Consider the following 5,778-nt stretch of genomic DNA (forward strand, 5'->3'; position numbering starts at 1 on the left):
CGGCGCGCCACCCGAACAGGGCGCCCAGCAGTGCCCCGCCCGGGACGCCGGCGACCGTCGCCACCGTCGTCCCCGACAGCAGCACGGCGAGCGCCCGCCCCTTGCGGTCCGCCGGGACGAGCGCGGCGGCGGTGGTCAGCGCCACCGCCAGGAACCCGGCGTTGGCGAGCGCGGCGACCACCCGGGTGGCCACCAGCACCGGGAAGCTCGTCGTCACCGCCCCGACGGCGTGCGCCGCCGCGAACACCAGGACGAACCCGAGCAGGCTGCCGCGCCCCGACCGGCCGCGGGCGAGCCCGGCCATCAGCGGCGCGCCGACCGCCATCCCGACCGCGAAGGCCGAGGTCAGCCCGCCGGCCGTACCGACGGTGACGCCGAGATCGGCGGCGAGTCCGGGCAGCAGCCCGGCGAGCATGAACTCCGAGGTGCCCATGGCGAACACGGCCAGGGCGAGCAGATAGAGCGGAAGGGGCATCGAGAGGCTCCGAAGCGGGGCGGTGGGAACGAGGAGGACGGACGTCTCGTCACCGCACGCTCAACCCCCGGGCGGCGCAGGCGTGGCGCTCGCTCGGACCTCGGTGGTTCAGGATCTCCGGGGTTTCAGGGGGCTGACGGCGCGTGACCGAAAGCCCCCACCCTGGATGCCTCAGGGCTCGACATGCCCGGCAGGCTACCCGACCCCCTGCCGCCGGGTCACCCGGTTTTCCCGGCGGCCGGGCCGGGAGCCACCGGCCGGCGCGCCGCGAATCGAGGAGGGACCGCGCCCTCCTCGATCGCGACGGCCGGCCGGTACCGGCCTACTGCCTACCGTCCACCGGGACCGGCCTGCGGCTGGCGCAGGTGCCGGGCGAAGAACCCGGCCGCGTCCTCGCCCGCGAACCGCGGGACGCCCGTGTGCCCGCCCATGTTGGCGTGCAGCGTCTTCTCCCGGGAGCCGAAGGCGTCGAACAGGTCCAGGGACGCCTGCCGGTCGTTGCCCTCGTCGTCCCACTGCAGCAGGACGTGCAGCGGAATGGTGACCCGGCGGGCCTCCTCGAACACGGCGCGGGGAACGAGGCTCCCGGCGAAGAGGCCGGCGGCCACGATGCGCGGCTCGACCACCGCCAGCCGGACGCCGATGGAGATGACTCCCCCCGAGTACCCGACCGGGCCGCCGATCCCGGGCAGGGCGAGGAGGGCGTCCAGGGCGGCCTGCCATTCCGGGACGGACTTGTCGACGAGCGGGAGGACGAGGGCGTCGACGATCTCCTCGCCGACCGGCTCGCCGGCCTCCATGGCCCGGCGCAGGTCGGCGCGGGCCTGCTCGAGGGCGGCCCAGCGGGGCCGGTCCCCGCTGCCGGGGAGTTCGATGGTGGCCGCGGCGAAGCCGTCCGCCGCGCAGCGTCGGGCCCGGGCGACCAGCCGGGGGTGCATCCTGCGCAGTCCGAGCGGGGGGTGGCCGAGCAGGACCAGCGGGACCGGCTCGGACGGGGAGGCGGATGCGGGCGTCCACAGGATGCCGGGGATCTCGCCGAGGGTGAACCCACGCTCGAGGACGCCGCCGTCGAGGTGCTGTTCGGAAGTGAAACGCATGGTCGTGCCTTTCGGGAGTGCACTGGAACGGCGCTCCCGGACGACGACCTATCGCCCGACCGTGACCCCGGAGGAGAGCACCCATGTCGAAACGTTCACGGGTACCACCTCCTCGTTCTCTCGCACGGCCTCCAGGAGGCTAGCAGACCGGCGGTACCGGGGCACCGGAGAACCTCTCAGTCGGGCCGGGGGCGGGCAGCGCCCTAGGATGCCCGGAAACCGAGGAGGGGGTTCGATGGCGAACCGTGGGAGAGTCGGCGGCATCGTGGCCGTCACCGCGCTGCTGCTGCCGCCGGTGCTGTGGGCGGTGGGGCGGATGGAGTCCGGCAACGGCGGGCGGGCGGTGGCGGCCGACGTCCTGAACCGGCCGTGGGCGATGCTCGGCCTGGCCGCCGTCCTGCTGCTGGCCGCGGTCGTGGTCCGCGGCCGGTGGGACGTCGTCGGCGGGCTGGCGTCGGCGTTCGCGGTGTTCGGGCTGCTGCTGTCGGGTGGCGGCCACGTCCTGCAGATGTTCGGACCGAAGGTCCAGGGGGTGAGCCGCACCGCGTCCCCGGAGCGGGCGGACCACGTCCTGACGGTGGCCCACCACGACGATCCGGAGGGCTACAACGGGCGCTACTTCGTCCGGCTGGAGACCGGCACCGGCCTGGCGACCCGCCGCTGGGACGTCCTCGCCCTCCACACGGGCGGCTTCCGGGGCCAGGGGGAGTTCGTCGCGGCGGAATGGGCCGGGTCCGGCCGGGTCAGGGTCACCACCGACGCCGGCTACCGCGTCTTCACCGTCGACCCGGGCTCCGGCGAACCGACCCTCACCGAGAGCGTCGGCGAGCTGAAGTCCCTCGTCCAGGGGGCCTGACGGGACGTTCGCCGGCGGCCGTGGCGCTGCCGGCCGGCCGGGTACGGGCGTGGCGGGCCTGAACCGCGGGATCTGTTGCGGGGATCGGCCGCCGGGGATCGGCCACGGGGATTGTCAGTGCCGTGTGCAACGGTGACGTCATGCTGGCGATCACGGTGCAGACGAACGAGACGCGGCACCTGAGGGTGTCCGCGGACGACCTCGCGGGGATGGTCCGGCGCATCGGTGCGCCGGACGACCGCTTCCTCGTCGTGGAGCGGATACCGGACCTGCCGGACGTGTACGTGCAGGTGTGGCACGCCGACGGCGAGGAGTACACGCTGGAGCACCGGGACGGCTCCGCCGAGCGGCACTTCGAGGTGCGGCTGGCCGGGCCCGAGCCGGTGGTCGCGGCGATGACGGGCTGGGCGCGTGGCGCGGCGGGCTGGGACGAGGGGCTGGACTGGCAGCCGCTCGACCTGGGCCCGGCGCCGGCGCCGGTGCCGCCGATCGACCTGGAGGCGGGCGAGCGGCGGGAGTTGGAGGACCGGCTGCGGCTGACTCTGGCCTGCGGCTACACCGACCGCGCCCGGCTCGCCGAGCAGGCCGAGGAGCACCTGGTCGCGGGCGACCGCCGCCCGCTCTCGCGCCCCCAGGCCGAGCAACTCGCCGACCGGCTCTGGCTGGAGCGGGTCGGCGAGCAGACCGGCTGGATCGGCGAGACGGATCCGGAGCGCCTGGCCCGGGCCTTCGCCGCCCTGGAGGCGGGCGGCATCACGGCCCGGGAGGACTTCGGCTGCTGCCGCTCCTGCGGCGACGCCGAGATCGCCGAGGCCGGCGAGGCCGACGCCCGCGGCTTCGTCTACTTCCACGCCCAGGGCACCGAATCCGCCGCCCTCGGCCACGGACTGTCCCTGCTGTACGGCGGCTTCGACGGCTCCCCGGCGGCCACCGCCGCGGTCGGGAAGGAGGTGGTCGCCGCCCTGGCGGAGGCCGGTCTGCCGACGGTCTGGAACGGCGACCCGTCCCAGGCCGTCGAGATACGCCCGCTGCTGTGGCGCCGCCGCCTGGCGGGGTGAGACCGGCACCGCGGTCCGGCGGCACCCCGACGGCCGGACGGCGGCGTCAGCCCCTCACGGCACCAGCACCAGCAGGGCGTCCGGTACCACCGCGACGTCCACCGGGAGCGCGGCGATGAACTCGCCGTCGGCGTAGGCGGTGATGCCGGGGGACTCGATCCGCAGGGCTTCGGTGCGCAGCGTGGTGACCTCCGGGTAGGTGATGTGGGTGCCCTTGAAGAGCGTGGGGAAGAAGCGGGCGATGCGCAGCCGGGGCATGGCGTCGACGAGGGTGAGGTCGAGCAGTCCGTCGTCGGGCAGGGCGGCGGGGCACATCAGCATGCCGCCGCCGTAGCTGCGGGTGTTGCCGACGGCGGCCAGGGTGAGGTCGCGTTCGATGACGGTGCCGTCGGCGAGGGTGATGCGGAACGGCAGCGGGCGGAGGTTGGCGAACTCGGCGGCGATGGCGAGGTTGTAGCGCATCCGGCCGCGCGGCCAGCGCAGCCGGTTGGCGCGGTCGCTGACCAGGGAGTCGAAGCCGGTGGCGAGGACGGAGCCGTACCAGCGCACCGCCCCGTCCGGGCCGGTGATCCGGCCGAGGTCGACGCCGCGGGTGCGCCCGGCGGCGATGACGTCGGCGGCGGCCTCGGGGGCGCCGAGCGGCAGGCCGTACTCGCGGGCGTGGTCGTTGCCGGTGCCGGCAGGTATCACGCCGAGCGGGACGGGCGTGCCGGCCAGGGCCTGGAGGGCGAGGTTGATCATGCCGTCGCCGCCGACCACGGCCACCGCGTCCACGCCGTCGGCCGCCGCCTCGCGGGCGAGCCGGACGGCGTCCTCGGGGGAGCGCCCGGCCCGCGGTTCGACGTCGACGCCGAGGGCCCGCAGCCGGGCGGTGGCCCGGTGGGCGGCGGGCTCGGCGTGGCCGATGCCCGCCGCCGGGTTGGTGAGAACGGCGACCCTGCGGACGGTTCTCACGTCGTTCACGGGATCAGCTTGCCCGGGTTGAGGATGCCCGCCGGGTCGAGTTCGGCCTTGACGGCGCGCAGGACGCGCACGCCGAGGTCGCCGATCTCCTCGGTCATCCAGGGCCGGTGGTCGGCGCCGACGGCGTGGTGGTGGCTGATGGTGCCGCCGGTGCGGAGGATGGCGTCCCCGGCGGCGCGCTTGGCGGCGCCCCAGCGGGTGAGCGGGTCCTCGCCGAGGGCGGCGACGACGGTGAAGTAGAGCGAGGCGCCGGTCGGGTAGACGTGCGAGACGTGGCAGAGCACCAGGGAGCCGGGCAGGGCGCCGGTGAGCGCCTCGGTGACGGCGGCCCGCAGGGCCGGCAGCCGGCTCCAGGAGGCCGCGGTCTCCAGGGTCTCGCACAGCGCGCCCGCGGCGAGCAGCGAGTCGCGCAGGTAGGGGGCGCTGAACCGGCCGTGCTCCCAGGCCCGGGCGGGGCCCTCGCCGAGCGAGGTGCCGCCGGCGGCGAGCAGGGCGTCGCGGGTGAGCTGCTGCCGGGCGGCGACCTGGGCGGCGCCGCCCTCGAAGACGGTGACGGCCAGGCAGCCGCTGACCGCCGGGGCGCCGCCGATCTGCTCGGTCATGGCCAGGTTGATCATGGTCTCGGCCTCGTCGGAGAGCCGGATCACGGTCGGGCCGGTGCCCTGCTGCTCGACGGCGCGCAGCGCGGCCGTGCCGGTGGCGAAGTCGGGGAAGCTCCAGGCCTCGTACGCCTTGACGGCGGGCAGCGGGTGGACGCGCAGCCGGACGGCGGTGATCACGCCGAGGGTGCCCTCGGAGCCGAGGAAGAGCTGGCGCAGGTCGGGGCCGGCGGCGGAGGCGGGGGCGCGGCCGAGGTCGAGCACCCCGGCCGGGGTGACGACGCGCAGCCCGCGCACCATCTCGTCGAAGCGCCCGTACCCGGCGGAGTCCTGGCCGGAGGAGCGGGTGGCCGCGAAGCCGCCGATGGTGGCGTAGCGGAAGCTCTGCGGGTAGTGGCCGAGCTCCCAGCCGCGCTCGGCGAGCAGCTCCTCCGCGGCCGGGCCGGTGAGGCCGGCGCCGAGGACGGCCTCGCCGGAGGTCTCGTCCAGGTCGAGCAGCTGGTCGAAGCGGCGCAGGTCGAGGGAGACGACGGCGGCGAGGCCGCCGCGCTCGGGGTCGAGGCCGCCGACCACGCTGGTGCCGCCGCCGAACGGGACGACGGCGATGCGGCGTTCGGCGCACACCGCGAGGACGGCGGCGACCTCCTGCTCGCTGCCGGGCAGCACGACGGCGTCGGGGGCGTCCTGCGCCTCGCGGCTGCGGCGGCGCAGCAGGTCCGGGGTGGACTTG

Annotated in this window: 6 protein-coding genes; 2 read left to right on the top strand and 4 right to left on the bottom strand. The window is 75.8% G+C overall.

Annotation, left to right across the window (positions count from 1 at the left end):
- The coding region (locus tag AE652_RS33815) for an MFS transporter (RefSeq protein WP_049658623.1) at positions 1–475 on the bottom strand (475 nt) is incomplete at its 3' end.
- A gap of 329 nt (positions 476–804) precedes the next feature.
- A complete protein-coding gene (locus AE652_RS33820) occupies positions 805–1,572 on the bottom strand; it encodes a hypothetical protein (RefSeq protein WP_049658618.1) in 768 nt (255 codons plus the stop codon).
- Between the two features lie 235 nt (positions 1,573–1,807).
- On the opposite strand from AE652_RS33820, the gene AE652_RS33825 reads away from it, so the two are divergent.
- A complete protein-coding gene (locus tag AE652_RS33825; protein WP_049658620.1) occupies positions 1,808–2,428 on the top strand; it encodes a hypothetical protein in 621 nt (206 codons plus the stop codon).
- A 140-nt stretch (positions 2,429–2,568) separates the two neighbouring features.
- Positions 2,569–3,486 (top strand): hypothetical protein, encoded by a 918-nt coding sequence (locus AE652_RS33830; protein ID WP_049658625.1) that lies wholly within the window; start codon positions 2,569–2,571, stop codon positions 3,484–3,486.
- Positions 3,487–3,540: 54 nt separating this feature from the next.
- Here AE652_RS33830 and AE652_RS33835 read toward each other — a convergent pair whose 3' ends face one another.
- Both AE652_RS33835 and AE652_RS33840 read right to left on the bottom strand, forming a co-directional pair.
- Positions 3,541–4,449 carry a diacylglycerol kinase gene (locus AE652_RS33835; RefSeq protein WP_199823185.1) on the bottom strand — a complete coding sequence of 303 codons (909 nt, stop codon included), beginning with the start codon at positions 4,447–4,449 and terminating at the stop codon, positions 3,541–3,543.
- Positions 4,446–5,778, bottom strand: a 1,333-nt coding sequence (locus AE652_RS33840) for an FAD-binding oxidoreductase (RefSeq protein ID WP_049658621.1), incomplete at its 5' end; no start/stop codon positions are given. The genes AE652_RS33835 and AE652_RS33840, both read right to left, overlap by 4 nt.

The organism is Kitasatospora sp. MY 5-36 (assembly GCF_001182915.1).
Lineage (GTDB): Bacteria > Actinomycetota > Actinomycetes > Streptomycetales > Streptomycetaceae > Kitasatospora.